The organism is Amycolatopsis sp. NPDC102389, assembly GCF_044765885.1.
Classification (GTDB): domain Bacteria; phylum Actinomycetota; class Actinomycetes; order Mycobacteriales; family Pseudonocardiaceae; genus Amycolatopsis.
In genome coordinates this window covers 1-25,740 of sequence record NZ_JBIWKX010000085.1, presented here as the reverse complement: position 1 = coordinate 25,740, position 25,740 = coordinate 1, and the positions used below count along the sequence as shown (strand labels likewise).

At 68.4% G+C, this 25,740-nt stretch carries 29 protein-coding genes; 17 read left to right on the top strand and 12 right to left on the bottom strand.

Features of this window, described 5'->3' with window-relative positions:
* Positions 1 to 202: 202 nt before the first annotated feature.
* From ACIRGA_RS38030 to ACIRGA_RS38020, 3 genes are all read right to left on the bottom strand, one after another.
* The gene (locus tag ACIRGA_RS38030) at positions 203 to 946 is read right to left on the bottom strand and encodes a hypothetical protein (protein WP_400951221.1); all 744 of its coding nucleotides are present in this window, start codon (positions 944 to 946) and stop codon (positions 203 to 205) included.
* Between the two features lie 86 nt (positions 947 to 1,032).
* Positions 1,033 to 1,848 carry an ABC transporter permease gene (locus ACIRGA_RS38025; RefSeq protein WP_400951218.1) on the bottom strand — a complete coding sequence of 272 codons (816 nt, stop codon included), beginning with the start codon at positions 1,846 to 1,848 and terminating at the stop codon, positions 1,033 to 1,035.
* Positions 1,845 to 2,873, bottom strand: a complete 1,029-nt coding sequence (locus ACIRGA_RS38020) for an ATP-binding cassette domain-containing protein (protein ID WP_400951216.1) — start codon at positions 2,871 to 2,873, stop codon at positions 1,845 to 1,847. Before ACIRGA_RS38020 ends, ACIRGA_RS38025 begins: the two co-directional genes overlap by 4 nt.
* A gap of 302 nt (positions 2,874 to 3,175) precedes the next feature.
* On the opposite strand from ACIRGA_RS38020, the gene ACIRGA_RS38015 reads away from it, so the two are divergent.
* The 7 genes from ACIRGA_RS38015 to ACIRGA_RS37985 all read left to right on the top strand — a co-directional run bounded on the left by ACIRGA_RS38015 (position 3,176) and on the right by ACIRGA_RS37985 (position 10,557).
* The gene (locus tag ACIRGA_RS38015) at positions 3,176 to 4,324 is read left to right on the top strand and encodes an MFS transporter (protein ID WP_400951213.1); all 1,149 of its coding nucleotides are present in this window, start codon (positions 3,176 to 3,178) and stop codon (positions 4,322 to 4,324) included.
* 16 nt (positions 4,325 to 4,340) lie between these two features.
* Positions 4,341 to 5,582, top strand: coding sequence for a cytochrome P450 (locus tag ACIRGA_RS38010; protein WP_400951212.1), 1,242 nt, complete (start codon positions 4,341 to 4,343; stop codon positions 5,580 to 5,582).
* 31 nt (positions 5,583 to 5,613) lie between these two features.
* Positions 5,614 to 6,162, top strand: a complete 549-nt coding sequence (locus ACIRGA_RS38005; protein ID WP_400951211.1) for a dihydrofolate reductase family protein — start codon at positions 5,614 to 5,616, stop codon at positions 6,160 to 6,162.
* Positions 6,163 to 6,310: 148 nt separating this feature from the next.
* Positions 6,311 to 8,608 (top strand): ATP-binding cassette domain-containing protein, encoded by a 2,298-nt coding sequence (locus tag ACIRGA_RS38000; protein WP_400951209.1) that lies wholly within the window; start codon positions 6,311 to 6,313, stop codon positions 8,606 to 8,608.
* A 128-nt stretch (positions 8,609 to 8,736) separates the two neighbouring features.
* A complete protein-coding gene (locus tag ACIRGA_RS37995; protein WP_037341299.1) occupies positions 8,737 to 9,018 on the top strand; it encodes a DUF6235 family protein in 282 nt (93 codons plus the stop codon).
* A gap of 84 nt (positions 9,019 to 9,102) precedes the next feature.
* Positions 9,103 to 9,711: a response regulator transcription factor gene (locus tag ACIRGA_RS37990; protein WP_400951206.1), complete on the top strand. Its 609-nt coding sequence runs from the start codon at positions 9,103 to 9,105 to the stop codon at positions 9,709 to 9,711.
* Positions 9,712 to 9,918: 207 nt separating this feature from the next.
* Complete coding sequence (locus ACIRGA_RS37985) at positions 9,919 to 10,557, top strand: SRPBCC family protein (protein WP_400951203.1); 639 nt, start codon at positions 9,919 to 9,921, stop codon at positions 10,555 to 10,557.
* Here ACIRGA_RS37985 and ACIRGA_RS37980 read toward each other — a convergent pair.
* Complete coding sequence (locus ACIRGA_RS37980; protein WP_400951201.1) at positions 10,532 to 11,041, bottom strand: GNAT family N-acetyltransferase; 510 nt, start codon at positions 11,039 to 11,041, stop codon at positions 10,532 to 10,534. The two genes, ACIRGA_RS37985 and ACIRGA_RS37980, sit on opposite strands and share 26 nt — an antisense overlap.
* A 235-nt stretch (positions 11,042 to 11,276) precedes the next feature.
* Here ACIRGA_RS37980 and ACIRGA_RS37975 point away from each other — a divergent pair, with 235 nt between their 5' ends.
* From ACIRGA_RS37975 to ACIRGA_RS37950, 6 genes are all read left to right on the top strand, one after another.
* On the top strand, positions 11,277 to 11,849 hold the full coding sequence (locus ACIRGA_RS37975) for a YbaB/EbfC family nucleoid-associated protein (RefSeq protein WP_400951198.1): 573 nt from the start codon (positions 11,277 to 11,279) through the stop codon (positions 11,847 to 11,849).
* Positions 11,846 to 12,178, top strand: coding sequence for a type VII secretion target (locus ACIRGA_RS37970; RefSeq protein ID WP_400951195.1), 333 nt, complete (start codon positions 11,846 to 11,848; stop codon positions 12,176 to 12,178). Before ACIRGA_RS37975 ends, ACIRGA_RS37970 begins: the two co-directional genes overlap by 4 nt.
* Positions 12,175 to 13,413, top strand: coding sequence for a hypothetical protein (locus ACIRGA_RS37965; protein ID WP_400951192.1), 1,239 nt, complete (start codon positions 12,175 to 12,177; stop codon positions 13,411 to 13,413). Before ACIRGA_RS37970 ends, ACIRGA_RS37965 begins: the two co-directional genes overlap by 4 nt.
* 84 nt (positions 13,414 to 13,497) lie before the next feature.
* Positions 13,498 to 13,875: a RidA family protein gene (locus ACIRGA_RS37960; protein WP_400951190.1), complete on the top strand. Its 378-nt coding sequence runs from the start codon at positions 13,498 to 13,500 to the stop codon at positions 13,873 to 13,875.
* 64 nt (positions 13,876 to 13,939) lie between these two features.
* Positions 13,940 to 14,524 carry a hypothetical protein gene (locus ACIRGA_RS37955; protein WP_400951186.1) on the top strand — a complete coding sequence of 195 codons (585 nt, stop codon included), beginning with the start codon at positions 13,940 to 13,942 and terminating at the stop codon, positions 14,522 to 14,524.
* Positions 14,525 to 14,552: 28 nt separating this feature from the next.
* A complete protein-coding gene (locus ACIRGA_RS37950) occupies positions 14,553 to 15,131 on the top strand; it encodes a hypothetical protein (protein ID WP_400951183.1) in 579 nt (192 codons plus the stop codon).
* A 202-nt stretch (positions 15,132 to 15,333) separates the two neighbouring features.
* Here ACIRGA_RS37950 and ACIRGA_RS37945 read toward each other — a convergent pair whose 3' ends face one another.
* From ACIRGA_RS37945 to ACIRGA_RS37920, 6 genes are all read right to left on the bottom strand, one after another.
* Entirely contained in the window at positions 15,334 to 16,524 is a 1,191-nt protein-coding gene (locus tag ACIRGA_RS37945; protein WP_400951181.1) for an ATP-grasp domain-containing protein, read from the bottom strand.
* Between the two features lie 172 nt (positions 16,525 to 16,696).
* Positions 16,697 to 17,752, bottom strand: coding sequence for a cysteine synthase family protein (locus ACIRGA_RS37940; protein ID WP_400951178.1), 1,056 nt, complete (start codon positions 17,750 to 17,752; stop codon positions 16,697 to 16,699).
* Positions 17,749 to 18,732, bottom strand: coding sequence for an ABC transporter substrate-binding protein (locus ACIRGA_RS37935; protein WP_400951176.1), 984 nt, complete (start codon positions 18,730 to 18,732; stop codon positions 17,749 to 17,751). The genes ACIRGA_RS37940 and ACIRGA_RS37935 overlap by 4 nt, the downstream gene beginning before the upstream one ends.
* Positions 18,729 to 19,517 (bottom strand): ABC transporter ATP-binding protein, encoded by a 789-nt coding sequence (locus tag ACIRGA_RS37930; protein ID WP_400951173.1) that lies wholly within the window; start codon positions 19,515 to 19,517, stop codon positions 18,729 to 18,731. Before ACIRGA_RS37930 ends, ACIRGA_RS37935 begins: the two co-directional genes overlap by 4 nt.
* A complete protein-coding gene (locus tag ACIRGA_RS37925; protein WP_400951170.1) occupies positions 19,517 to 20,611 on the bottom strand; it encodes a FecCD family ABC transporter permease in 1,095 nt (364 codons plus the stop codon). The genes ACIRGA_RS37930 and ACIRGA_RS37925 overlap by 1 nt, the downstream gene beginning before the upstream one ends.
* On the bottom strand, positions 20,592 to 21,332 hold the full coding sequence (locus ACIRGA_RS37920; protein WP_400951168.1) for a class I SAM-dependent methyltransferase: 741 nt from the start codon (positions 21,330 to 21,332) through the stop codon (positions 20,592 to 20,594). The genes ACIRGA_RS37925 and ACIRGA_RS37920 overlap by 20 nt, the downstream gene beginning before the upstream one ends.
* Before the next feature lie 113 nt (positions 21,333 to 21,445).
* Between ACIRGA_RS37920 and ACIRGA_RS37915 the strand changes: the two genes are divergently transcribed.
* Genes ACIRGA_RS37915 through ACIRGA_RS37905 form a run of 3 tightly spaced genes read left to right on the top strand, consistent with a single transcriptional unit; the run spans position 21,446 to position 23,244 of the window.
* Complete coding sequence (locus ACIRGA_RS37915; RefSeq protein ID WP_400951166.1) at positions 21,446 to 21,622, top strand: hypothetical protein; 177 nt, start codon at positions 21,446 to 21,448, stop codon at positions 21,620 to 21,622.
* A gap of 5 nt (positions 21,623 to 21,627) precedes the next feature.
* A complete protein-coding gene (locus tag ACIRGA_RS37910; RefSeq protein WP_400951228.1) occupies positions 21,628 to 22,023 on the top strand; it encodes a YciI family protein in 396 nt (131 codons plus the stop codon).
* A complete protein-coding gene (locus tag ACIRGA_RS37905) occupies positions 22,024 to 23,244 on the top strand; it encodes an RNA polymerase sigma factor (protein ID WP_400951164.1) in 1,221 nt (406 codons plus the stop codon).
* Between the two features lie 44 nt (positions 23,245 to 23,288).
* Here ACIRGA_RS37905 and ACIRGA_RS37900 read toward each other — a convergent pair whose 3' ends face one another.
* Together ACIRGA_RS37900 and ACIRGA_RS37895 are read right to left on the bottom strand one after the other, a co-directional pair.
* Positions 23,289 to 24,104 (bottom strand): DUF11 domain-containing protein, encoded by an 816-nt coding sequence (locus tag ACIRGA_RS37900; RefSeq protein WP_400951162.1) that lies wholly within the window; start codon positions 24,102 to 24,104, stop codon positions 23,289 to 23,291.
* Between the two features lie 155 nt (positions 24,105 to 24,259).
* On the bottom strand, positions 24,260 to 24,931 hold the full coding sequence (locus ACIRGA_RS37895; protein WP_400951159.1) for a nitroreductase/quinone reductase family protein: 672 nt from the start codon (positions 24,929 to 24,931) through the stop codon (positions 24,260 to 24,262).
* A gap of 110 nt (positions 24,932 to 25,041) precedes the next feature.
* On the opposite strand from ACIRGA_RS37895, the gene ACIRGA_RS37890 reads away from it, so the two are divergent.
* Positions 25,042 to 25,476 carry a MarR family winged helix-turn-helix transcriptional regulator gene (locus ACIRGA_RS37890; protein ID WP_400951224.1) on the top strand — a complete coding sequence of 145 codons (435 nt, stop codon included), beginning with the start codon at positions 25,042 to 25,044 and terminating at the stop codon, positions 25,474 to 25,476.
* Positions 25,477 to 25,740 lie beyond the last annotated feature (264 nt).

The window sequence follows — 25,740 nt, the reverse complement described above, 5'->3', positions numbered from 1 at the left end:
CCAGCCAGCACACCCCAGCACGCCCACGCCCACCAACAAGATCAACAAACCCCACCAAGATCACCAACAAAACCCACCGGTGGATCCAGGTCAGACGTCGCGAAAGTGGCTTTCGCGACATGCCGACCCGCCTTACCCAGCAAGGAAAATCCGTGAAGGCCTCCTTCCCTACCCTGAAAGTAGGGAAGGAGGCCTTCACGGACTACCCGATGCTGAAAACCTCGACCGGGTGCGGAATCCGGACGTGCCCGGCGGAAACCGTGCCCATCCCGGCGACCGCGTCGAGCAGCTCCGCCCGGCCGGTCCCGCCGCGCCAAGGCTGATGCCGGGCGAAGGTCAAGAACTCGAGAAGACGGTGTGCCGGCTCGGAAACCGGCACCGTGATCTCCGCGCGCACCGTGACGGACCGGAATTCGACACCGAACCGCGTCAGTTCCTCAGCCAGGGTCTGCGCGAACAACGGGCGCACGATGCCTTGCTGGGCAAGGGATTCCGCGAAGGCGCCGTTCAGCTCGTTCAGCGGGGTCACCGCGACGACCAGCCGCCGGTGCCGGTTTCGGGCCTCCTTCAGCACCTCCATGCCCTCGTCGGCGCCGAGGTAGCACAACGACTGGACGAACAGGCCGTACTCGGTCGGCGTGATCCGGACGTCGGCCATGCTCGCCGTCAGCACGCGCTGGCCCCGGACCTTCGGCAGGCCGTCCAGCTTCGCGCGCAGTCGTTCGATCGCTTCGCCGTTGGTGTCCACGCCCTGGAACCACACCGTTCTCCGCGGCACCCGCGCGATGAGCTCCAGTTCGAACATGCCGAACCCGCAGCCGTACGACGTCAGCTCGAGATCGGCGCCCGCGCCGATCAGCCGCGACGTCTCCTCGACCATCAGCCGCTGCTGATCGGTCAGGCTGCGGAAGGTGGCGTTGCAGGTGTTGTAGTCCAGTTCGTCCATCAGCGCTCCCCGGGTCGGGCCGCCGAAACAACGGAGCCGTGGCGCGCGCACGCGTCACGGCTCCGATGGGTCGAGCGGCAGGTGCTTCAGATCCGCTTCTTCAGGGCACGGACCGAAAGCGCCCCGAACACGATCGCGATCACGGCCGCCCAGACGAGCGACCAGATCACCGCCGAGGTGACCCCGGCGCCGCCGTTCATCAGGCCGCGGCACGCCTTGAGCAGGATCGCCACCGGGCTGACGTTCGCGAACGCCTGGAGCCACGACGGCATCGTCTCGACCGGCGCGAACACGCCGCTGACGAAGTTCAGCGGCAGGATCACCGCGAACGCGAACACCTGGACCTTCTCCGCCTGGTCGGCGGCGACGCCCACCAGCGTGGGCACCCAGGAGAACGCGATCGCGAAGACCAGCAGCAGCAACCCGGCCGCGAGCACGCCGAGGAAGCCCTTCTCCGGCCGGAAGCCGAGCAGCAGCCCGACGCCGACCACCAAGAGCACCGACCAGACCTGCTTGAACTGGTCGCCGATGATCCGCCCGGCCAGCGGCGCCCAGCGCGCGATCGGCAACGAACGGAACCGGTCGAACACGCCCTTGGACAGGTCGGTGTTGAGCCCGATGCCGACGTTGATGGTCGCGAACAGCATGCTCATCACGAGCATGCCCGGGATCATGAACTGCAGGTACGCGTGCCGGTCCCCGGAGATCGCGCCACCGAAGACGAACGTGAACAGCAGCGTGAAGATGATCGGCTGGAAACTGATGTCGGCCAGCTGTTTCGGCTCGTGCTTGACCGAAACGGTGCTGCGCCAGGCCAGGGTGAACATCTGCGAGATGCCCTGGAAGAACCCGACCCGGGCCGACAACTGCCGCGTCGGCAGCGTCGTGGTCGCGGCGGTCATCGGATCTCCTCCTCGGTCTCTTCGGCGGCTTCCTCGGCCGGACGCCCGGTCAGGCTGAGGAACACCTCGTCCAGGCTGGAACTGCGCAGGGACAGCTCGCCGATGACGATGCCCGCCTCCTCCAGCCGCCGGACCGCGCCGGGCAGGGCCGCCGGGTCGGTGACCGGGACACTGACGACCTGGCCCGAGACGTCCGGCGTCGCGCCGGCGATCTCACCGATCAGCCGCACGACCTTCTCGAGGTCGCCCGCCTGGGCGCCGCGCACCGTCAGGCGCTGGGCACCGGTGCTCGCCTTGAGCTCGTCCGGGGTGCCCTTGGCGATCACCTTGCCGTGGTCGACGACCACGATCTCGTCGGCGAGCGCGTCGGCCTCCTCCAGGTACTGCGTGGTCAGCAGCACCGTGACGCCGTCGGCGACCAGGCCGCGCACGACGTCCCACAGTTCGAGCCTGCTGCGCGGGTCGAGACCGGTGGTGGGTTCGTCCAGGAACAGCAAGCGCGCGTCGCCGACCAGGCTGGCGGCCAGGTCGAGCCGGCGGCGCATACCGCCCGAGTAGCCCTTGGCGGCCCGTCCGCCCGCCTCGGTGAGGGAGAACCGCTCCAGCAGCTCATGCGCGCGGGCCTTGGCCGCCCGCCGCGAAAGGCCGAGCAGCCGCCCGATCAGCAGCAGGTTCTCGACGCCGGTCAGGCTTTCGTCGACCGACGCGTACTGCCCGGTCAAGCCGATCAGCTGCCGCACCTGATGCGCGTCTTTTTCGATGTCGTATCCGGCCACGGTCGCGTGGCCCTCGTCCGGCGTCACGAGGGTCGACAGGATCCGGACCGTGGTGGTCTTCCCGGCGCCGTTCGGGCCGAGGACGCCGAGCACGGTACCCGTACGGACGGTCAAGTCGACCCCGTCGAGCGCGGTCGTCTCGCCGAACCGTTTCACCAGCCCCTCGGCGTGGATCGCGAATTCGGTCTCGGTCCCCCGCGGCCCCGGGCCGGCCCTCGACGCGGTCGCGGGTTCGACGTTCTGCAACATGACGTACTACCTTCCTGTTCCTCACAACGGAGACACTCTCGTGCGGTTACATCATGCGACCGAGTGCGGCGTGGGAGCAGTGAATGGTTAACCTTCCGGGTATGAATTCTTCATTTTTGGGATGAATATCCCAGCCTGAAAAAACCGCACCTTCGCCGAGAATACCGGCCGAACGCGTAGCCGCACTTCTCCATAAATGCGGTGAATAATCGTGGCCCCTTCTCGAATTCCGCTGCTAACCTGCGAAAGTCCGCCTCTCGGCGAAAGCACGCCAATCAGCACGGAAAGGATCGTCACTCCTCATGGTCGCCGTCCTCACCGCAGCCCCGCGGACCAGCACGGTCTTCGCGGGATTCGCCGCGTACGGCGCATTGTGGGGTCCGTACCTTTCGATGTTGCCGGACGTCCGCCACGCCACCGGCGCCGGGGAAGCGCAGTTGGGCGCCGCGTTGCTGATCGGCGCGCTCGCGGCGATGCCCGCGATGTTCGCCATCGGCCGGTTGCTCGACCGGTTCGGCCGCCCGGTGGCGGTCGCGACCTTCGCCGGATTCGCCCTCATCGCGCCGACGCCCGCCTTGGCCGGATCCATTCCGGCGTTGTTCCTGACGCTGGGATTGTTCGGATTCGGATCCGGCGCCTGCAATGTCGTCGTGGTCGCGCTGGCGGCCTCCGCCGAAGCGGGTGAAGGACCACGCGTGATGAATCGCGCGCACGCGCTGTTCAGCATCGGCCTGTTGACGTGCAGCCTCGGCACCGGGGCGGCCCGGACCGCGGGAGTACCCGCCGAAGCGATCGCCTTGACGCTTTCGGCGCTGGTCGTGCTCGGCGCGATCGCGGCGAGGGGTTCGGTGCCGGGACGGCTGGTGCGGCAGAGCCGCGAACCGGGACGGCGTCTGCGGCTCGGCCCGGCGATCCTGCTGCTGTGCCTGCTGGCCGCGCTCGCCATGGCGGTGGAAAGCGGGGTGCAGCAATGGAGCGCGGTGTTCCTGGCCGACATGACCCGGGCACCGGTCGGGATCTCGGCCGCCGCGCCCGGCATCTTCGCCGCGGGGATGGCGCTCGGCAGGTTCGGCGGGCACTGGCTGTCCGGCCGCGCGTCGGATCGCCTGGTGCTGCTCGCTTCCGGCGCGCTTTCCGGGGTGGGCGTACTGCTGCTTTCGATGGCCGACGCGCCGGTGCACGGCCTGATCGGCACCGCCGTGGTGGGCGGCGCGATCTCGGTGTCGACTCCCACCGTCTACGGGCTGATCGGGCGCGGCGCGACGGCGGAGGACCGCGGCGCGGTGATCGGCTCGGCGGCATCACTGGCCAGTGTCGGCCTGTTGCTCGGCCCGGCCGTGGTCGGCCAGATCGCCGGGCACACCGACCTGCGGGTCGCCATCGCGGCACTGTCCGTGGCCTCGGTCGCGGTCTGCCTGCTCGCGCTGAGCGTGCCCGCACGGAATCGATGATCGGAGGGTGGACCCGATGGGCGACGTGACAGAGGGTCGTGGAGGCTCGGACTTCGTCGAAGGACGGCATCGGCGGCAGCTCGTCGGGGACGACATCCCCGACGGCTGCCCGTTCGGTTCCCGACAGCGGGACGGACGCCGCGAATGGCTGGTGAGCAGCTATTCCGACGCGCGCGATTTCTTACGGGACAAGCGGTTCAGCCGAGCCGTACTGGCCGAGACGACCCATCCACGCGGGCCTGCCACCCGGATGTCGGTGACCGACCTGGACCCGCCGAGGCACACCCGGATCCGGAAGCTGATCGGCGGCGCGTTCTCCGCCCGCCGTGCGGAGCAGCTGCGCGATTACGTCGAAGCCACCGCCGTCGGCCTGCTCGACAGGCTGATCGGCACGGACCCCACCGCGGATCTGATCGCCGATTTCTGCGCCCCGCTGACCTTCACGGCACAGGCCGAACTGCTGGGTGTGCCGCCGTCGCGACGCGAAGCCCTCCGCAAACGCGCGAACGCGCGGCTCGGCAAGCCGGGCTCGCCGCGATCCGCCGTCTACCAAGGCGAACTGCTGTTGCACGACGAGGTCGCGATGATGCTCGCCGACATCGAAGACCCGCCGTCCGGGCTGATGGCCGAACTCATCGAGGCGCACCGTTCGGGCGCGCTGGACGAAACGGAACTGACCGGGCTGGCGGCGTCGCTGTTCTTCGACGGGCACGCGCTGGCGTCCGCGCAGATCGCCAACGCGGTGCTGTGCCTGATCTCCCGCCCCGGCCTGTTGCCCGAGCTGGACACGAACCCGGCGCTGCTGGACGCCGCCGTCGAGGAAACGCTGCGGTACAGCCCCGCCGTGAACTTCAGCATGACGCGGGTCGCGACGGAGGAAGTCACGCTCGCGGACACCCGGATCGAACCGGGCGACCTGGTGACCGCGCTGCTGCCGGTGGTCAACCGCGACGAGGACGTCTTCGCCGATCCGGACCGGTTCGCGATGGACCGGAACGGCAGGCATCTGTCGTTCGGGCACGGGACGCATCACTGCATCGGTGCCCATCTCGCACGGGTCGAGATCCGGTCGGCGCTGCGCGCGCTTTCCCGTCGTGCGCCGGAACTCTCACTCGCCGTACCCGAGAGCTCCCTGGATTGGACCGTGTCCCCGACGATGCGGGCATTGTCCGCGCTGCCGGTCCGCTGGACTTCTTCCGGCGTGCTCGATCCTTTGGAGCGTCGCGCGCGGCGGTGGGAAGATCGGCCGGCGGCCTGATCACAGGCCTCCGTCAACGAAGGAGTTCGTCATGCGCGAAATCGCCGCGGGATTGTTCATGTCCCTGGACGGGGTGGCCGAACGGCCCGACCGCTGGATGGGTCGGTACTGGTCCGACGAAATGAGCGAAGGCATCAGCGAAAGCCTCGCCTCCTCGGACGCCATTCTGATGGGCAAGGACACCTATCTCGCCTTCGAGCAGATGTGGAAGCCGCAGGGTGACAGCAACCCGATGGCGGCCTTCCTCAACGGCACGCACAAATACGTCGTTTCTTCGACACTGGACGAAGCGACGCTGACTTGGCCGGACACGAGCCTGATCACCGGCGACATCGCGGGCGAGATCACCCGGTTGAAAGAGGCGCCCGGCAAGTCGATCCGGGTGCCCGGAAGCCCGAAGCTCGTCCAATGGCTGCTCGCCGAGGGACTGCTGGACGAACTGGCGCTCAACATCATGCCGCTGGTGGCGGGTGAGGGAGCGAAACTGTTCGACGGAGCGGCCAAGGAGATCCCGCTGAAGCTGACCCGCGCGAACGCGCTGAAAACCGGCGTCATCGGCGCCGTCTACACCCGCGCCTGAATTCACGGGGACCGTGAAAATTTCACTATCGTGCCGTGACGAGAACACGCCCTGATCACACAGGAATCACTACCGGTGATTCGGCGGCGCTGCGAGAATGGCGAGCAGGCGCGTCCATGCACGCGCACCGGCGAGGAAAGGAAATTCTGTGACTGCCGCAGCCCGCAAGACCAAGCAACCGGCGGGTGAGGGAATCCGCGTCACCGGCGCTCACGAGAACAACCTGAAGGACGTCTCGCTCGAGCTCCCGAAGAACCAGATCACGGTTTTCGTCGGGGTTTCGGGTTCCGGGAAGTCCTCCGTCGTGTTCGACACGATCGCCGTCGAGGCGCAGCGTCAGCTGAACGCCACCTTCCCCTGGTTCATCCGCAACCAGCTGCCCAAGCACGAACGCCCGCACGTGGACGCCATCGAGAACCTGACCACCCCGGTCGTCGTCGACCAGCGCCCGCTCGGCGGGAACGCGCGCTCGACGGTCGGCACGGTCGCCGACATCCACCCGTTGCTGCGGGTGTTGTTCTCGCGCCAGGGAAAGCCCAGCGCGGGCAATCCTTCGCTGTACTCGTTCAACGACCCCAACGGGATGTGCCCCGACTGCGAGGGCATCGGACGCGCGCTGCGCCCGGACCCCGAGCTGATGCTCGACATGACGAAGTCGCTCGACGAGGGCGCGATCCTGGTGCCGGGCTACCCGGTCGGCAGCCCCGGCTGGCAGTTCTACGCCAACCACGAGGCCATCAACCCGGCCAAGAAGCTCAACAAGTACACCGCGAAGGAGATGGACACCCTTCTGCACGGCAAGGAGGGCAAGGTCCAGCTCACCTTCAAGAACGGCAAGACGCAGACGCTGACGTTCGAGGGCCTGGTCGCGAACTTCACCCGCCGCCACCTCAAACGCGACACCGGGTCGATGAGCGAGAAGACCCGTGCCCAGGCGGAGAAGTTCATCACCGAAGGGCCTTGCCCGGCCTGCCGCGGCGGACGGCTGAGCGAGGCCGCGCTGGCGACCAAGCTGGCGGGCAAGAACATCGCGCAGTGGTGCGAGCTGCAGATCACCGATCTGATCGAACTGATCAAGTCCATCAAGGACAAGCAGACCGCCGCGATGGCGCAGGGCGTGCTGGCCGCGCTCGAACGTATCGAGGCGATCGGCCTCGGCTACCTTTCGCTGGACCGGGCGACGACGTCGCTGTCCGGCGGTGAGGGGCAGCGGCTCAAGCTGGTCAAGCACCTGGGCAGCGACCTGACCGGGCTGACCTACATCTTCGACGAGCCCAGTGTCGGCCTCCACCCCCGCGATGTCGGGCGGCTCAACGATCTGCTGCGGGCGTTGCGGGACAAGGGGAACACGATCCTCGTGGTCGAACACGACCCGGACGTCATCGAGATCGCCGATCACATCGTCGAGATCGGGCCGCGCGCGGGCGTGCACGGCGGCGAGGTCGTCTTCCAGGGAACGTACCGGCAACTGCGCGCCGGCAAGACGTTGACCGGGGCCGGGCTGGCACGCTCGGGTGTCGTCAAGGAGGATCCGCGGCGCGCCAAGGGAAAGCTGCCGATCAAGCGGGCTTCGCTGCACAACCTGAAGAACGTCTCGGTCGACATCCCGGCCGGTGTGCTCACCGCCGTCACCGGTGTCGCGGGCTCGGGCAAGAGCTCGTTGATCTCCGGTGTCTTCCGCGAGGCGCATCCGGGCGCGATCTTCGTGGACCAGACGCCGATCGCGGCGTCGTCCCGCTCGACTCCGGCGACCTACCTCGGCCTGATGGATCCGGTGCGCAAGCTCTTCGCGAAGGCGAGCGGCGCGAACGCGGCGTTGTTCAGCTTCAACTCCCAGGGCGCTTGCGAGGAATGCCAGGGCCGTGGCGTGCTGATCACCGAAGTGTCCTATATGGACCCGATCACGACGCACTGCGAAAGCTGTGACGGGCGCCGGTTCAAGGACGAGGTGCTCGCGCACAAGCTGCGGGGCAAGTCGATCGCCGACGTACTGGAGCTGTCCGCGGAACAGGCGGCGGAGTACTTCACCGAGGCCCCGGTGCTGGCGAAGGTGAACGCGCTGATCGAGACCGGGCTCGGTTATCTCGGGCTGGGTCAGGCGCTGAGCACGCTGTCCGGTGGTGAACGGCAGCGGATCAAGCTGGCGGACCGCCTTTCGGGCGGCGGGAACGTCTACATCCTCGACGAGCCGACCACCGGTCTGCACATGACCGACATCGACATGCTGCTCGGCCTGCTCAACGGCATGGTCGACGCGGGCAACACGGTGGTGGTGATCGAGCACAACCTGGCGGTGATCGAACAGGCGGACTGGGTCATCGACCTCGGGCCCGGCGGCGGCAAGAACGGCGGCGAGATCGTCTTCACCGGCCCGCCCGAGAAACTCCTGACCGCGGAAAGCTCACTGACCGGCGAGTACCTGAAGCGTTACCAACAGGCCGGCTGAGCCCGGCTCTTCGACGAAGGGGACGTCCCGCGCGGGGCGTCCCCTTCCTCGCGTTCGGCGCAGGATCCGAGACGCCCCATGCCATCGCGGACGGCCATGCTGGAAGCCGACGCGGCGAGGAGGCTCGGATGGCGGTGCGGCTGGTGCTGACCGGCGGGCTGGAATGGCTGGATTCGATTCCGGAAAGTGAACGGGCGACGGTTTTCACCGCGCTGTTCGCCGTTTGCGACGGATCCGCGTTCCTGACCTACGGTGTTTTCAAAGTCGGCGGCGGTCCAGGCCGCTTCCTGCTGACCGTGGCGCCCGCGCTGGCGATCCGGGTGCGGATCGATTGGGCGCGTTCGGAATTCGAGTTGCTGGGGCTCAGCAGGGAACCCGTCGAGTGGCCGCGAGAGCTGGACGTGCTCTGAAAGCGTATTCCTCGATATCACCGCAGTGGGTGAGAATCCCGTAGGATGACGACGGAGCCACTGAACTGGGGTGCGAGGTGCTTCGTGGTGATCAAAGTGCTGCTTGCCGAAGATATGCACATGGTTCGCGGGGCGCTCGTCGCACTGCTGAACCTGGAATCCGACATCGAAGTGGTCGCCCAAGTCGCCGCGGGTGATCAGATCCTTCCGACGGCGAAATCCGTCCGGCCCGACGTCGCGGTCATCGACATCGACCTGCCGGGCAAAGACGGATTGACCGCGGCCATGGAGATCCGCGAAAGCCTGCCCGGCTGCCACACGCTGATCCTCACCAGTCTCGGCCGTCCCGGCACGGTCCGGCGGGCGCTGGACGCCAAGGTCAACGGCTTTCTACTCAAGGACGCGCCGTCGGGCAAGCTGGCCGACGCGGTGCGGTCCGTCATGATCGGGCGGCGCGTGATCGACAGCGAATTGGCGCTGGCCGCCTGGGAAACCGACGACTGCCCGCTGACCACGCGCGAGATCGAGATCCTGCGGGTGACCGCGCGCGGGCGCACCGTCGCCGACATCGCGGCCGAACTGTTCCTGTCGCCCGGCACCGTCCGGAACTATCTGGCCGCGATCGTCACGAAGCTCAACGCCCGCAACCGCGTACACGCGATCCGCATCGCCACCGACGCGGAATGGCTCTGACCCTTCGGTTCCGTCGCGAGCCGTCCCCCTGAACACGCGTGTCGTCCGTCCGATCACGTGTGTCGTCCATCCAGTCACGCGAAACCACCAACCGCGCACCGGCTAGTTAGAGCCTCTCACTTTCGCTCTTGACGCTCACGTCGTAGCGCTATAGGTTCTAACTATAGCGACAAGCGCTAACAGCCCCAGGAGCGAAGGAGAACGACCATGTTCGGCACCTCACACCGCCGGATCGGCACACGCGCGGCCCTGCTCACGGTCCCGCTGGCCCTCGCCGGCGTCCTCGGCGCCACGGCACCCGCCCAGGCCGCACCCACCCACCACACCAAACCGACTTCGCTTACCTGCCAAGGAAAAGGCATCGACCGGTCGGCCAAGGTGCACTACCGGACCGAGACCTTCGTCAAGGCGCCGCTGCGCACCATCTGGAACCTGCAGACCGACGTGGAGGCCTGGCCGTCCTGGCAGAACCCGGCCATCCCCGTCACCATGAAGCGGCTGGACGACGGCCCGCTGCGCAAGCATTCCCGCTTCCAGTGGACCATTCCCGTCCCGCCCGGCATGCCCTACCCGCCCGGCGACGTGACCATCGTTTCCACCGTCCGGCAGCTCCAGCCCGGCAAATGCATCCGCTGGACGGGCCCCCTCGACGGCCCCGGCGGCATGCACATCGACGGCGTCCACGTCTGGAACTTCGTCAGGGTCCCCGGCGGTGTCATCGTCCGCACCGAAGAGAGCCACACCGGCCCGCAGGTCGACAAGGACGTGCCCAACTCCACCGCGATGCTCGGGCAGGGTCTCGAAATCTGGCTGAAGGACCTCAAGAAGGCCGCCGAGAGCCGATAACGAAGGCGCTACCGAGCCGCCGCACGACGTCGAGCCGAGGGTCCCCCGTGGCACTCGGCTCGATCCGCGCCACCGTGAAACCCTCGCGCTCGAAGAAGGCTCCCGCGCGTTCGTCCGCCGCGAGATGCTCGGCGTACACCCGCCCGGCGTCCGCGGGCAACCGTCCGATGAGGACGTCGAGCAACCGCGCGTCCAGCCCGCGATGCCCAGGATGCGCGTACAGCTTGCAGATCACGTGCTCGCCGGCGTCGAGCCCGCACTGCCCGACGCCGGCCAGGCGCCCGCCGTCGCCGGCGACCACGATCGAACCGCGGGCGACGGCCCCGGCGATGTTCGTCTCGTTCCACCACCTCCGCACCTGCAGCGCGGCCGCTTCTTCGCCGATCAACGGCGCGTAGCGGGCCCGGACGTACTCCTCGCCGAAGCGGCAGATGGCCATGACGTCGTCTCGATCGGCGTTCCGCACGACCGGCCCGCTTTCCATCGCCTGCCCCGATTCGCCACCCCTGAGGCCCTTTCGGGCACTCTCCGATCTTCGGGCTTGTCCCGGCGTCCGCCCGGTGGTAACGATACGGGCGATCCACCTCGCGACCGATCGGTTCACTGCGGAATCGGGACGGCCCGTCTACCCTCCGTGCTGAGAAGCCGGGGGTTCCATCTCGTCGACCTCTCGCATTCTCCCCGATCGTGACCCATCCCGACCCGAGCCAAGGCGACGCATGCAACCCAATTTCGATGCAGGTGAGGACTTCGCACTCCTTCTGGAGCGAGAGGCCAGGAAACTCGAGGAAAAAGCCCAAGCCCTGACGGCCGCGTTCACCGCATCGGCGTCCACGGTGACTTCCGCCGACGGCTCGGTGACGGTGACGGTCGAGGCCAACGGCTCGCTGAGCGCCATCGAGTTCGGCAGCCGCTCCACCGCGCTGGGACCGGCCCGGCTCTCCGCCCTGGTCATGCGGACGGTGCGCGAGGCCCAGCGCAAGACCGTCGAGAAGGTCACCGAGTCCTACACCGAGATCAACGGTGAAGACGAGGCCGCCCAGCTGGTCCGCACCTTCCTGCCGAAGGTGGACGAGGAGGAATCCACTCCGGAAAACCCGGAGCAGGACAAGTGGGCTCCCGAGGCGCACAACGAGCCCCCGCGTCCGCAGGCGGGGTTCCGGCCGCCGCCCCCGCAGGCGGGCCCCCCGATGCCGCCGCAGCCCGGCCGTCCCGTGCGGCCGCCGAACCCCCCGGCGCCGCGACCCCGGCGGCCCGCCTCCCCCGACGACGACGAAATGAGCCCCTGGTGAGCGGATTCGGTGTCAAGACGGATGCCCTGAACGAGTTCGCCGGCCACCTCGACAAACTCGAGGACGCGCTGCGCAAGAGTGCCGACATGGTGGGCAGCTGTGTGGCGGACCCCGGGATCTTCGGCATCTTCGGCGGCCAGATCTACGGCGCCGGTGCGAGCATGCACTGCGGGAAGGCGCGGGACCACCTGAACAAGTACTCGGAGAACGTGCAGGAGTTCTCGGACAGGGTGCGCGAGGCGGCGAAGAAGTACGACGCCAACGAGCAGGAAGCCGAGAAGCTGATCACCGACGCCGGCAAGGGTATCGACGAGGTGAAGGTCAAGTGAGCGACGAGTACCACCGCAACGATTTCGGGAACGGCAGCGGCACCAAGGCCGACGACTTCAAGGACGAGAACCGCAGCTTCCTCGCGGGCAGTGGCGACACCGCGGGCGCGGGCTTCTTCGATTCCGCGTTCTCGCTGAAGAAGGCCGTCGACGACGGGGACAGCCTCAGCATCGGGCTGGCCTCGGCGGGAATGGCGATCGAGATCCTCGGCATGGTCGTCGACCCGATCGGGTCGCTGCTCACCGCCGGTATCGGCTGGCTGATCGAGCACATCGTCATCTTCCGCTGGCCGCTGGACTTCCTGCTCGGTGATCCGAAGGGCATCGAGGCGGCGAAGACCGCGATCTACAACGAGGGCAAGGCCGTGAAGGAGTGGTCGGAGGACCACGCGGCCGCCACGAAGAAGTTCATGGAGAAGTGGGACGGCGAGGCCGCCGACAAGTTCCGCGCCGACATGGAGGGCGTCGCCGCCCAGATCGACGCGCTCGCCGACTACATCAACTTCGCGGGCAAGCAGATGGGCATCGCCGGTGCCGTGATCGGTGCCGTCCGCGGCATCGTCCGCGACATCATCGCCATGACCCTGGCCGGCATCCTCAAGGCCGCGATCGTGGCGGTGGCACTCGCGCCCGTCACCTTCGGCGGTTCGATCATCGCCGCGATCACCTCCATCATGACCACGGTCGGCGTCGCGATCGCCAAGATCGCCAAGCAGATCGCCGACACGGCCAAGAAGCTCGCCGAGATGATCAAGATCCTGGCGAAGACGCGCGGCGCGGCCGACGACGTCGTCAAGCTGACGCTCGGCGGCGGCAAGATCCCGCTTCCCAAGCCGAAACCCGGCGGTGGGAGGCCGATGCCCGGCGGAAAGAAGCCGATCGAGGGTCCGCCCCCGAAGCCGGGTGACACCACTCCGGAGGCCACGCCCAAGCCCCCTCGGGAAAAGCTCAGCGACATGCCGCTGAGGGTCGTGCGCGAGAAGCTGACGAAGGTGCTGGAGGGGCGTCCCGAGGCGGCGGACATCCTGAAGCGGTTCGACTACTGGAACAGCTTCCCGATCGGCGACCTGCACAAGCGGTTCCCCAAGGTGGCGGACGCGATCGAGAAGACCACCAAGATCCTCAGCGACCCGACCTACGGTGCGTCGGGTATGGCCGGGAAGACCATCGTCGAGCTGACGAAGGCCATCCCGCCGGCCGCGAACGAGAAGCCGCCGGAGGACGAAGAGAAGTAAGGACGGCCCAGTGGCGCCCCGTACCGGAACCGGTGCGGGGCGCCACTGGTGTCAGGTGCCGGCGGATGTGCTTTCGTTCGGGCCATGACTGAACGGATGAACATCTCCTCCGGCGGGGACTTCGAGCCGGTGTTCGGCTACAGCCGGGCGGTACGCGTCGGCGAGCACATCCACGTTTCCGGGACGACGGCGCGTGAGCCGGAACGCTCGGGCGACGCGTACGAACAGGCGTCGGCCGTGCTTTCGCTCATCGAGACCGCGCTTCGGGAGGCCGGTTCGAGCCTGGCCGCGGTGGTGCGCACGGTCACCTACGTCACCGACATCAAGGACGCCGAACTGGTGGCGCGGGCGCACCGCGAAGCCTTCGCCGACGTGCTGCCCGCGGCCACCATGGTCGAGGTCTCGGCGTTGATCGATCCGAAGATGAAGGTCGAGATCGAGGCCTACGCCGTCGAGAAGTAGCGGTCGTGAGGGCCGGAGGCAACCCTCCGGCCCTCCGGTGCGTGTTCACCCCGGAGGGGATCCCATGAAGACGAATCTGCTGCTCATCGCCCTGACCGGAGCGCTCTTCGCGACGACGGCCTGTTCCGGGGAGCCACCACCGGCCCCCACGACGGTCACCGTCACGCCGTCTTCAGTCGTGCCGAAACCGCCTGCCGGGCCGGACGCCAAGACCGTCGCATGGCTCAACGGCGTGTGCGGCGCCGTGTACGGCTTCCTGAAGGCCCACGACGAATACTCACGTAAACAGCGCTCAGGAAGCGAAGTGACCCGCGGCGCGATGAAGGAAGAACTCGGGATCCGAGCGGGATTCGCGGGCAAGGCCGTCGACGATCTGACGGCGCTGCCCCCGTCACCGATTCCCGGCGGCGACGCGGTGAAGAAGTCCCTTGTGGACCAGTACGCCGCCGCGAGGGACGCGGCGGCCGCGGGCAAGCAGCGGCTGGAGAAGTCCGGGAACGAAGCCGCCATGGACGCGGCCATCAAGGCGATGGACGCCACGCAGAAACCGGTCACGGAAACCCCCGATCTCCTGCCCGCGCTCAAAATCGAGACGCCGGAGCTGATGGCCGCCGCCGCGGAGGCCAAGACCTGCGCGCCTCCCCATTGACCGAAGCGTCACCGCGAACGGAGTCTCCATGAAGACGAGAACACTGCTCGTATCCCTTGCCGGGGCCCTGTTCGCGATGTCGGCCTGTTCGGGTGGGACACCGCAGGCCGCCCCCGCGACCGTCAGCGTCACCGCGTCGTCCCCGGCGCCGGCCGCGCCGGATCCGAAGACCGTGGCCTGGCTCGACGGAATGTGTGGCGCGCTGTTCGGCTATGTGAAGGCCAGCAACGAATACGCGAGCAAACAGCCGTCGGGCGTCGAGGTGACGCGAAGCTGGCTGAGCGAAGACCTAGGGGTGCGCGCCGGGCTCGCGGACAAGGTGATCAGCGAACTGACCGCCCTGCCCGCGTCGCCGATCCCCGGCGGTGACGCGGCGAAGAAGTCCATTGTGGACCGTTACACCGCGGCACGGGACGCGGCGGCCGAAGGCAAACGGAAGCTCGACGCGTCCAACGGGAAAGCCGGTCTGGACCAGGCGCTCAAGGCCCTGGACGCGGCCCAGAAACCACTCACCGAGACCACCGATCCGTTCGCGGCCGTCGCGCTGGACTCGCCGGAGATCAAGGCCGCCGCCGCGGCCGCCAAGAAGTGCGTGCCCGGTTCCTGACACCTGCGATCGTGTCGCGAAACCATCGGCCGCCCGGTGTTCAGACCGCCGTCGACGAGAACGGAAGTCCCGGTCAGGTAGCCGAATTCCGGTGACGTCAAAGCGAGGACGGCCGAGGCGATCTCCCCGGATCCCCTTCGCGCCGTAGTCCGGCGCGGCCGCGCGCACGAGACCCTGCACGGCGCGTTTGCTGGAGGTTCCCTCAAGAATCGATCTCCGGCGTGATCCCGCCCGCCGCGGCGAGCGCGCGATGCAGCGCGAGTTCCGCGGTCGCCCCTTCGGCCAGCACGATCCCGGTGCACGACCGCTGATCCGCGAGATGCCGGATCTCGTCGCCGGGGCTCGCCGTCGGATACCACTCCGGCGCGCCGGGCAGATCGGGCAGCCTGTCGAGCCCCGACCAGCCCTTCAGCACCCCTTCCGCGGCCGGATACGCCAGGACGAACCCGATCCCCGGCCCTCCCCCGATCTTCTGGGTGAGCAGGGCGGGCTCCTCGCCCAGCGCCATGGCGATCATCGCGGAATAGACGTTGGTGCCCAAGGACCGGCACAACGCCTCGCCGAGCATCGCCCCGCCGATCCGGATGTTGATCTCGACGACCTCCGGACCGTCGGCGGTCAGCACGAATTCGGTATGCGCGAAGCCCTGCTCATGTCCGGCCGCCTTGAGCACCCGGCCGATCCAGTCGGCCAGCCCGGCGTACTCGGCCTCGGGGAAGGCCACCGGGAACGCCGCGGCTTCCTCACGCCGCACGGGTTCGGGCGACAGCTGACGGGAGAGGATCCCGAGCAACCGGGTCCTTCCCTGCCAGGTGACCGTTTCCGCGCTGTAGAGCGGACCGGCGAAATACGGTTCGGCGATCAGGTGTCCCTTGAGCGGTGTTTCCTTCGCCTCCAGCCGGGCCCGCGCGAGTTCGGCCTCGTCGCGGACGAGCCACACCCCGCGCGAGGATGTTCCCGAAGAGTCCTTGACCACCAAGGGAAACCCGAGTTCTTCGGCGACCATGACGGGCACCGGCCTGCCGCGGGTGAGCCCGTGTTCGTACAGCAGATCGCGCACCGCGCCCTTGTCCCGCAGCACCCGGACGGCGTTCGCGTCCGGCCCCGGCAGGCCGAGCCGGGCGGTGAGTTCCGCGCCGGGCAGTGCCCACGTGTCGGTCGAGTTGATGATCCCCGCGAGGTCCGGGATGGCGCGCAACGCGGCTTCGCAGGCCGCGATGTCGGTGGTGTCGATGTCGACGACCTCGACCCTGTCCGGCCCGAGCGTGCCGAGTTCATAGCGGTAGATGTCGCGGTTTCCGGTGAACAGCACCAGTTTCCGCCCGGCCTCCGCCGCCGCGTCGGCCAGCCTGCCCAGGCCGAAGGTGAGTGCTTCCAACAGAACGACGGTCACGAGCGTATCTCCCCACTGAAGCCGACAGGTTGGGCGAGGACACGCGCGCGCGTTTCTGTCCGGCCGCAGGCCTCGGATTTGCGAAGACGGGCCGCCGACACGGCCCAGTGAGTGGACGACCAACGCCGCGGCCCGGCTGCGGAGATCCGAAAGCGCGCTTCGAAAAACACGGTCACGACGCCCGCTCCTTCCGGTACAACGGCGGCGAGGGTTTCCCGAATCGACGGCGTCGCCAGTCCATGGCGGCCCACGGCAGCGCGAGATCGTCCAGCGACGCGATCTCGCGCGGCGCGAGCCCCGCCGGGTCGACGGCTTCCCGATGCCGAGAGAAAACCCTTGCCGTGTAGCGATGTCCTGTGTCAGCTCCGATCACCACATGCGTCCGATCCGGATTCCGCGCCGCCTCCCAGCCCGCGACGAGATAGGCGGCGCCGGTGGAAAGCCCGGCGAACACGGCGTGCTCGCGCATCAGGCCGACGGTCGCGGCCATGGCGTGCACGAAGTCCAGCCAGTGGATCCGGTCGTACAGCTCGTGATCGACGTTGCCGAACGGGATGGCGGAGCCGATGCCCGCGATGATCGCGTCCGGATCGGTGAACCGTTCGCTGCCGAAGGTGACACTGCCGAACGGCTGGACCCCGGTCAGCCGGACGTCCGGATCGCGTTCGCGCAGGGAGCGCGCGATCCCGCCCGTCGACGCACCGGTGCCCACGCTGCCGACGACGGTCAGCGGCCCGGACGGCAGGGCGCGGGCGACGAGATCCGCGACCTCGGCGTACCCCAGGTAGTGCACGGGATCGTGGTACTGGCGCATCCAGTGCATGTCCGGATGCCGTTCCAGGAGTTCGTGCACACGCGCGACCCGGCGCCGCTGGTCGAGGCGGAGATCGTCGGACGGCGGCATCTGATCCACCGTCGCGCCCAGGATCTCCAGCTGCGAACGCATCGTGAGGTCGACGGTGGTCGACGCGACGATGTGGCAGCGCAGGCCGTAGCGGTGGCAGGCCATCGCCAGCGCGAGCGCGTAGATCCCGCTGGAGCTGTCGATCAGCGTCTGTCCTTTTCGGACGGCACCCTCGGCGATGAGCGACCGGACCGCGCCGAGCGCCGCGTAGACCTTCAGTGTTTCGAAGCGGATCAGCACGACGTTCGGTTCGAGCCGGATCAACGACGGGGTCTTGATCGCGTCGGTGACGTGTTCGTGGACCAGCGCGGACATCGCGGTCACCGGCCGATCGAGCGCAGGTACGCGGCCAGCGACTCGGCGCCCGCCGCGTTGCGCGGGCCGCTCACGAGGTCACCGTAGGAGATGACGTGGAACCGGTTGTCGCGCACGGCGGGCGTGTTCTTCAGCTGTGGCGCGGATTTGACGAACGCGATCTTGTCCTTCGCGGGCTGGTCGGCGTAATCCACGACCACGATCACCTCGGGTTCGGCCTTCACCACCGCTTCCCAGCCGACGCTGCCCCAGCCGTCCTGCAGCTCGCGGAAGACGTTCGTCCCGCCCGCGGCTTCGATGATGTCGTTGGGCGCGGCGTGTTTTCCGGATGTGAAGGGCTGATCGGTACCGGAGTCGTAGACGAACACCTTGGCGGGCGGCGTCTTCGGCGCTCCGGCACGGACCTTGTCGAAGCGTCCCTTGAGTTCCGCGACCAGTTCGTCGGCCCGCTGGCGGACGCCGAAGATGTCGCCGAGGTTGCGCAGGTCGGTGTAGAGGGCTTCGAGCGGCGTCACTTCCGACTTCGCCGCCGGATACTCCCAGCAGGTCTCGGTGTGCAGGTAACTGCGGATGCCGACCTGCTCCAGCAGTTTCGGCGTGATCCCACGTTCCTCGCTGAACCCGGAGTTCCAGCCCGCGATCACCCAATCCGCCTTGGCGTTCACCAGGATCTCGCGGGTGACCCGCGAGGTGCCGAGCCGTTCGACCTTGGCGTAGTCGTCCTTCCACGGCGAACCGGCGATCGACGGGTCACCGAGCGAATTCATCACGTACCCGCGCATCCGGCCGGCGAGCCCGAGCGCGAACAGCTTCTCGGCACCGGAAACGTCGTAGGCCACCGGACGCTGCGGCGCCGGGAAGGTGACTTGCGCGCCGCAGTTGGTCACCGTGGCCTGCGCCGGTGCGGTCGGCCCGGCCTCGACCTGGGCACCGCAGGCGCTCAGGAGCAGTGCCGCGGCGAAGAGCGCGGTCACCCTGGACGGCTTCATCGTGTGATCCCCTCGGTTTCATCGGCGGGAAGGTCGTAAAGCAGCTGGAGCGCGCCGGTCACCGGGTGGGTCACCTGGGTGACCTCGACACCGAACACGGCGTGGACCCCCTCGGGGGTGAGCACTTCGGCCGGCGTCCCGCAGGCGGCGAGCGATCCGGCGCGCAGCAACGCGATCCGGTGGCAGACGGCGGCGGCGAGATTGAGATCGTGCAGCGCGACGAGCACGGTGAGCCCGCAGTCCCGCAGGAACTTCAGCAGTTCCACCTGGTGGCGGACGTCGAGATGGTTGGTCGGCTCGTCGAGGACCAGCACTTCCGGTTCCTGGACGAGCGCTCTCGCCACCAGCACCCGTTGCCGTTCGCCACCCGAAAGCGTCAGCACACTGCGCTGCGCGAGATGGGTGATGTCCATCCGCCGCAACGCTCCCCGGCACAGCGCGCGTTCACGGGCCGACAACCGGAGATTGCCGCGCTGATGCGGCGACCGGCCGAGCGCGACGACCTCCTCGACGGTGAAGTCCAGATCCGCCCGGCTGTCCTGGGTGAGCGCGGCGATCCGGCGGGCGGTGTCGCGCAAGCCCTGCTCCGCGATGTCGGTCCCGTCGAGCAGGACCGCACCGCCGGACGGCGCGAGCGCGCGGTAGACACAGCGCAACGCGGTCGATTTGCCGCTGCCGTTGGGGCCGAGGAGGCCGACGACTTCACCCACGCCGACGTCCAAGCGCAGCTCACGGATCAGTGTCGTCCCGGCTACCTCGACGGAGAGTTCGCGCAACGACAACATCAGCGACCTCCGAACGCGTAGCCGCGGCGCCGCATCACGACGAGGAACACCGGAACGCCGATCAGCGCGGTGATCACGCCGAGCGGCAGCTCCTCGGGCGCGACGAGCGTGCGGGCCAGCAGATCGACCCACACCAGGAAGACCGCGCCCACCAGCGGCGCGAGCGCCAGTACCCGGCGATGGCCCGAACCGGCGATCATCCGCACCACATGCGGCAGGACCAGCCCGACGAACCCGATCGAACCGCTGACCGCCACCAGCAGTCCGGTGACGACCGCGGTGAGCAGGAAGAGCCAGCGGCGCAACGCGGCCGCGTCGGTGCCGAGGCTCATCGCGGTCTCGTCGCCCATGGACAGGACGTCGAGAGCGGTGCCGTAGCGCAGCAGGACCACGATCGCGACGGCCACGCCGAGCGCGGCCAGCGGCAAGGACGCCCAGGTCGCCGCGCCGAGACTGCCGAGCAGCCAGAACAGCACGGTCTGCGCGGCCTGGCCGTTCGGCGAGAGGTAGACGAGCACGCTCATCACGGCTTGGAAGGCATACGTGAGCGCGACCCCGGTGAGCACCAGACGCAACGGCGTCAGGCCGAATTTGCTGCGGGCGGCCAGATAGACGAGCGCCGTCGCGACGAGCGCGCCGAGGAAGGCGGCCGTCGACAGCGCGAGGACACCGAGCCCGGCGAACAGGCCGAACACGACGACCGCGGCGGCACCGACCGAGGCACCCGAGGAGATCCCCAGCACGAACGGATCGGCGAGGGCGTTGCGGACCAGCGCCTGCACGGCCACCCCGACCACCGCGAGCCCCGCCCCGACCACGGCCGCCAGCAGCACCCGCGGCGTGCGGACCTGCCAGACGATCGAGTACCCGGTGACCTCATCGCCGCTGATGGTGCCGCCGGTGATCGCCTTTCCCAGGTAGCGCAAGACATCCGTGAGGGCGACGTTCGACGGGCCGAGCGCGATGCCCGCGATCAGCGAGATCAGGAGCGCGGCCGAAAGCAGGATCACCGGACCGATGAGCCGGAGGGGACGCGCGGTGACGTCGTCCGGTTCCGCGAACAGGCGGAGGGGCTCAGCCGTCACGTTCACCACGCACGATCAGGCGGCGTGCGTGGTTGTCGTACGGCGAGCCGTCGAAGTCGCCGAAGCACTCGACGCCGGTGAAGCCCGCCGTCTCGAACAGCGCCTTCAGTTCCGCGGCGCTGTACAAGAAGGAGACGATCGACGCCTGCTTCGCCTCACCGCCGCGAACCAGGGTCCACTCGGTCTCAAGACGGGTCCAGTCGTCGAGGATGGTGTCGCGCATGAACACCGTCCCGCCGTCGACGTCGACCGCCTTCGGCCGTCCGACCCAGACCGCCAGCACCTCCTTGCCGAGCACGTCGATCAGCAGCCTGCCTCCGGGCGCGAGGCTGGCGTAGGCGTTTCGCAGCACTGTGAGGTTGTCGCCGGGCTCGGTGAAGTAGCCGAACGACGTGTACATGTTGATGATCAGGTCGTACGCGCCGGGCTCGGTGTATTCGAGCATGTCGGCCTGGATCAGCTTCGCGGCGACTCCCGCGTTTTCGCAGGCCTCGCGGGCGCGTTCGAGCATCGCCGGGCTGAGGTCGACGCCGGTCACGTCGGCGCCCTTCTTCGCCAGCGGCACGACATGGATCGCCGGGCCGCACGCCAGGTCCAGCACCTTCGTCTCCGGTGTGACCGCGAGCAGCGGTGACGTGGCCGTCAGGCGTTCGGCCTCTTCGGCCCGGCTGGGCGGGAACATCACGTCCGCGAAGCCGACCCACAGGTCGTCGTCCTCGTACCAGTGCATCTCTCTCCGCTCGCCGGGCAGCACGATTCAGCCCCACAAGTCGCGGAAAGGTCGTCTTCGGTTCCCGGTGTCGCCGCCTTTCTCGTGGAGTGATCACTGGCTACCGTCACGTCATGACTCTCGTACCGCCGGTCGACCTGCGCACCTGGGACGACGGCGACCGCGCGGTTCGGCGGCCGGCCGCGGCTGAGGAAGAATTCGCGGCGAACGATGTCCGGTCCTGTCCGGCGGCTCCGACGTCCCTGGCAGAAGGCACCGAAACGGTGCCCGCCGAGAGGAGAGCACAGTGAAGTACATGATCATGATGTTCGGGTCGCAGAAGGAACTCGCCGACATCGGTGGCGCCTGGAGCGCCGAAGAGATCAAGGCCCTGCACGAGTTCATGGCCAAGTGGAACAACGACCTGGTCGAGTCCGGCGAGTTCGTCGACGCGCAGGGCCTCTCCCAGCCGGCGCACGCCCGCCGCGTCTCTCTGCGGGACGGCGCCCCCGTGGTGACCGACGGACCGTACGCCGAGACGCAGGAGGTCCTGGTCGGCTACACGACCGTCGACTGCGTGAGCTACGACCGCGCGACCGAGATCGCGGCCCGGCTGGCGAACACGCCGCATCCGGAAGGCAGCGACCTCGGCCGCGACTGGTACGTCGACATCCGGCCGTGCGCCGACAGCTTCGAAGAACTGGAGCTCTAGGTGCCGGACAGCGGCGTCGGGGATCTGCTGCGCGAGCTTTCGCCGCAGGTCCTCGGCGCCGTCGTCCGCCGCTACGGTCATTTCGACCTGGCCGAGGACGCGACCCAGGAGGCGCTTCTCGCGGCGGCGACGCAATGGCCCGCCGAAGGGCGGCCTGAGAATCCGCGCGCGTGGCTCATCACGGTCGCGTCGCGGCGGCTGACCGACCTGCTCCGCGCCGAGCAGGCGCGGCGGCGTCGCGAGGACACCGTCGTCCAGCGGACGTTGCCGGAGGAGCACCTCGCTCCCGCCGCGGACCGGCGGCCGGGCGAGTCGGATGACACGCTCGTCCTGCTCTTCCTGTGCTGTCACCCGTCTCTCTCGCCCGCGTCGCAGATCGCGCTGACCCTGCGGGCGGTCGGCGGGCTCACCACGGCGGAGATCGCCCGCGCGTTCCTGGTCCCCGAGGCGACGATGACCCGGCGGATCAGCCGCGCGAAGGCGGGTATCAAGGCCAGCGGTGTCCCGTTCGGCAGGCCACCGGAACCGGGACGGCTCGACGCGGTGCTCCACGTGCTGTACCTGATCTTCAACGAGGGCTACGCCAGCACGTCCGGCCCCGATCTGGTGCGGAGCGATCTTTCCGCCGAAGCCATCCGGCTGACCAGGATCGTCCACCGGCTGGTGCCGGACGACAGCGAGGTCGCCGGTCTGCTCGCGCTGATGCTGCTCACCGACGCGCGCCGTCCGGCGAGGACGGGGCCGGACGGCGCGCCGATCCCGATGTCCGAACAGGACCGGGGCCGGTGGAACGCCGGGTACATCGCCGAGGGCATCGCGCTGCTGTCCGAAGCGCTGCCGAACGGGCCGACCGGGCAGTTCCAGATCCAGGCGGCGATCGCCGCGCTGCACGACGAGGCGCCGAGCGCCGAGGAGACCGACTGGCCGCAGATCGAGGCGCTCTACGGACTTCTGCTGAGGCTCTCCGACAATCCCGTGGTGGCGCTGAACCACGCCGTCGCCGTCGGGATGTCCCGCGGGCCGCGAGAAGGATTGGCCGCGTTGGAAGAACTCGGTGACCGGATCTCCGGCGACCACCGGTTCCACGCCGCCCGCGCGCATCTGCTCGAACTGGCAGGCGACACCGCCGAAGCCGTCGAGTCCTATGTGGACGCGGCACGGCATGCCACGAGCCTGCCGCACCAGCGCTATCTCCACGCTCGTGCCGAACGCCTGCGCTGACGCCTTTCGGCACCCGCTCGCGAGCGGGTGCCGAAAGGCGTGCCTCAGCAGCTGAGCAGCAGGCCGGTGATCGCCGTGCAGGTCGACGACGCGGTGTTGTTGGCCGCGTTCGGGTCGGCGACGGAACTCTGCGTGATCTTCGCGGTCGTCTTGACCGGCCCGAGGGTCAGCAGTCCGGCGGCCACCGAGAACTTCGCCGTCGCACTGGCGCCGGACGCGAGCGACGAGAAGTCGCAATTGACGACCTTCGTGCCGCTCGGGTTCGAGCAGACGGACGAGCCGGTGAAGCGCAGCCCGTTGCCGAGGGTCGACACCACCCGGATCCCGGACGCCGCGGCCGGGCCGGCGTTCGTGACCTTGAGCGTGTAATCGACCGACGACGTCAGGATCCCGCGCGGGGACGCGGTCAGCGTGACCCCGAGGTCGGCCACGCTCGGCGTACCGGTGACGGTCAGCACGGGACCGTCGAGGATCTCGAAGCTGTAGTTGTCACCGACGAACTGGTGCTGCAGCGTGACCGCGCCCAGCGGGGCGTCGTCCTTGACCCGGAAGGTGAACACCACGGTCTTGCTCTGCCCGGGTGTCACGGTGCCGACGCCGCCGCGGATGCTGCCGCCGAGCATGTCGCAGGCGTACGCGCCGGGACAGGAAACCAGGTCGACGATCCCCGGCAGCGAGGATTCCTTGCCGTAGAGCGTCGCTTTGCCGCCCTCGATCGTCGACGTCGCGTCGGCGTTGTAAACGGTCTGCGTCACGGTGAACGTCTGTCCACGTTGGACGGTTGTCGGCGAGACCTCCACCGCGCTCGTCGGCGGGGCCGCGAGAGCGGAGGCGGGCGCCACGAGCATGATCGTGGCCACTGCGGCCACCAGAGACAGAAGTGAGGCTCTTCGAAGCTTCATTCGGTTCTCACTATTCCGGTCGGGGGGCGTCGCGCCGATCGGTGCGGACAACGATCAGTCGCCGAGGAACGGACATTCGTTACCGGTGTCTCCCGCCAACCGGCCCGCCGGTCTCACCCGCTTGGAGTAACCGGGCTCTTCCCGCGAAGCGCCGGAAGCAGATTCGCCTCCTCGTACGCGAAATGTTCCTCCAGCCCCGCGGCGACCCGCTCGAACTTCTCGCGCAGCGCTCCGGGGTCTCCCTCGCCTTGCAGCAAAGCGTCGAGATCGAGCAACGCGCGAGACACGGTTTCGTGCTCCTCGCGCAGCCGCTTCAGCGCCGGCGCGAGGCCGGGATGGGCCTTCTCGATCGCGGTGAACGCGCCGTCCTCGCGGAGATGGTGCATGCGCAGGTCGTTGCAGAAGGTGACGCAATGGCCGAGCAGTTCGCGCCGCAGGCCCGGCCGGTCCGCGACCGGCCCGCCGTCGAGCTCGGCCCGCGCGGCCGCCAAGGTCTTCCTGAGTTCGCCGTGGTGGACGAGCAGCTGATCGGCGATCGCGCGGCCACGGGCGGCGTCGACTTCCAGCAGGTGTAACGCGAAGCCGTGCTCCTCGCCTTCGAGCGGCACGGCACGCGCGGCGTGCGGCACCCCGTCGATCTCGATTGTCGCTTGTGGACTGACGAGGAGGTCGCGACACCAAGGCGAATCACCGTCGGGCGCGTACACCAGGTACCGGCTTCCGGCGGGACGGCAAGCGACACGGGTGGTGCGGGGACGCCCCGTTTCGGCGTCCGCGGTGGTCATCAGCAACGGAACTCCCCAGGTAGCATCAGCGGGAAAGCTATTTTGCTTTGCAAGCAAAGCTTCTTTGTTTGCAAAGGTATCCAGGAGGGTGGCCGGTGTCAACCGAGGACATGGAAGTCGACGACGCCGTGCGGGCCTTGCTGCTGCTCATGCCGCGGATGGTCGGGCGGGCGAAGCGGATCAAGATCCCCGATGAACTCCAGTCGCTGTCGCTGGCCCCGCGGCACTTGTCACTGTTGTCGTACCTGCTCTTCGACGGGCCGATGACGGTGAACGAGCTGGCCGAACGGCTCGAAGTCGCCCCGACCACGGTGAGCCTGATGGTCGGTGAACTGACCAAGAAGGACGTGCTCGACCGGCGCGAGGACGAGGCGGACCGGCGGCGGCGGATCGTCGCCATCACCGAACGGATGCGGCCCGCGATCGACGGCTGGCTCGCGCAGGGCGCCCGCGCCTGGCAGAAGGCGCTCGCGCCGCTGAGCCCGGCCGAGCGGCGGACGTTCATCGACACCCTGCGCGCCTACGAAGAAGGGCTGACGGACTAGTGCGCTACCTGTAAGTCCCGTTGGCGGTCTCCGCACCCAGGTGTCGCGACCACTTGCGGCGCCAAAGGGTCAGCGCAGCCTGAGTGTCCACAAGGGACACTTTTCCGCCGCGTTGGTGTCCGATTTATATCTATATGCCCGACCTTGGCCGGGGTGGGGGGGGGGGGGGGGGGGTGTTTACCCCAAAGGACCAAACCGGACCCCCACAGGATAAGAGGAGAGATAAAAAAAACGCCACAGGAAGCCGGAAAAAAGTTACGGAGG

What these genes read in the sequence shown, in the direction of transcription:
- ACIRGA_RS37950 (WP_400951183.1), top strand. Translation starts at nt 14,553, where the DNA reads ATGAAGACGAGAACACTGCTCGTATCCCTTGCCGGGGCCCTGTTCGCG.
- ACIRGA_RS38025 (WP_400951218.1), bottom strand. Translation starts at nt 1,848, where the DNA reads ATGACCGCCGCGACCACGACGCTGCCGACGCGGCAGTTGTCGGCCCGG.
- ACIRGA_RS37975 (WP_400951198.1), top strand. Translation starts at nt 11,277, where the DNA reads ATGCAACCCAATTTCGATGCAGGTGAGGACTTCGCACTCCTTCTGGAG.
- ACIRGA_RS37960 (WP_400951190.1), top strand. Translation starts at nt 13,498, where the DNA reads ATGACTGAACGGATGAACATCTCCTCCGGCGGGGACTTCGAGCCGGTG.
- ACIRGA_RS37985 (WP_400951203.1), top strand. Translation starts at nt 9,919, where the DNA reads ATGTTCGGCACCTCACACCGCCGGATCGGCACACGCGCGGCCCTGCTC.
- ACIRGA_RS37895 (WP_400951159.1), bottom strand. Translation starts at nt 24,931, where the DNA reads ATGACCACCGCGGACGCCGAAACGGGGCGTCCCCGCACCACCCGTGTC.
- ACIRGA_RS37935 (WP_400951176.1), bottom strand. Translation starts at nt 18,732, where the DNA reads ATGAAGCCGTCCAGGGTGACCGCGCTCTTCGCCGCGGCACTGCTCCTG.
- ACIRGA_RS37915 (WP_400951166.1), top strand. Translation starts at nt 21,446, where the DNA reads ATGACTCTCGTACCGCCGGTCGACCTGCGCACCTGGGACGACGGCGAC.
- ACIRGA_RS38005 (WP_400951211.1), top strand. Translation starts at nt 5,614, where the DNA reads ATGCGCGAAATCGCCGCGGGATTGTTCATGTCCCTGGACGGGGTGGCC.
- ACIRGA_RS38010 (WP_400951212.1), top strand. Translation starts at nt 4,341, where the DNA reads ATGGGCGACGTGACAGAGGGTCGTGGAGGCTCGGACTTCGTCGAAGGA.
- ACIRGA_RS37930 (WP_400951173.1), bottom strand. Translation starts at nt 19,517, where the DNA reads ATGTTGTCGTTGCGCGAACTCTCCGTCGAGGTAGCCGGGACGACACTG.
- ACIRGA_RS37980 (WP_400951201.1), bottom strand. Translation starts at nt 11,041, where the DNA reads ATGGAAAGCGGGCCGGTCGTGCGGAACGCCGATCGAGACGACGTCATG.
- ACIRGA_RS38020 (WP_400951216.1), bottom strand. Translation starts at nt 2,873, where the DNA reads ATGTTGCAGAACGTCGAACCCGCGACCGCGTCGAGGGCCGGCCCGGGG.
- ACIRGA_RS37910 (WP_400951228.1), top strand. Translation starts at nt 21,628, where the DNA reads ATGATCATGATGTTCGGGTCGCAGAAGGAACTCGCCGACATCGGTGGC.
- ACIRGA_RS37955 (WP_400951186.1), top strand. Translation starts at nt 13,940, where the DNA reads ATGAAGACGAATCTGCTGCTCATCGCCCTGACCGGAGCGCTCTTCGCG.
- ACIRGA_RS37920 (WP_400951168.1), bottom strand. Translation starts at nt 21,332, where the DNA reads ATGCACTGGTACGAGGACGACGACCTGTGGGTCGGCTTCGCGGACGTG.
- ACIRGA_RS38015 (WP_400951213.1), top strand. Translation starts at nt 3,176, where the DNA reads ATGGTCGCCGTCCTCACCGCAGCCCCGCGGACCAGCACGGTCTTCGCG.
- ACIRGA_RS38030 (WP_400951221.1), bottom strand. Translation starts at nt 946, where the DNA reads ATGGACGAACTGGACTACAACACCTGCAACGCCACCTTCCGCAGCCTG.
- ACIRGA_RS37995 (WP_037341299.1), top strand. Translation starts at nt 8,737, where the DNA reads ATGGCGGTGCGGCTGGTGCTGACCGGCGGGCTGGAATGGCTGGATTCG.
- ACIRGA_RS37890 (WP_400951224.1), top strand. Translation starts at nt 25,042, where the DNA reads ATGGAAGTCGACGACGCCGTGCGGGCCTTGCTGCTGCTCATGCCGCGG.